1 pseudogene is annotated in these 253 nt (G+C 58.5%); it reads right to left on the bottom strand.

Features of this window, described 5'->3' with window-relative positions:
• Positions 1 to 133: 133 nt before the first annotated feature.
• Positions 134 to 253: pseudogene (locus AACY49_RS31670) on the bottom strand (IS3 family transposase); the annotation flags it as partial.

Here is a 253-nt window from a genome sequence, read left to right as displayed (position 1 = left end):
TGGAGCGAGGTCGGCAGATAGCCGACCGGTTGTTTGGGGTAGGAACCCAAGGGGAGCATGTATCCGACTCGGATACCTGACTTCATACCCCGGCCATCCGGTAGGTGGGGTTTATGGATCGCATACGTTTGATCCGGCGTTCAAGCAAAAGGTTGTGGTCACGCATCACCCGGTAAACCCGTTTCACGTTGACCGCCGGCAGCGACCGTTTTTCACGTGCACGACGCAGCAGTCCCCAGACGCGACGGTATCC

Origin of the sequence: Pseudomonas sp. EL_65y_Pfl2_R96 (genome assembly GCF_963970905.1) — a bacterium.
Taxonomy (GTDB): domain Bacteria; phylum Pseudomonadota; class Gammaproteobacteria; order Pseudomonadales; family Pseudomonadaceae; genus Aquipseudomonas.
This window is presented reverse-complemented; position numbering and strand designations above follow the sequence as displayed.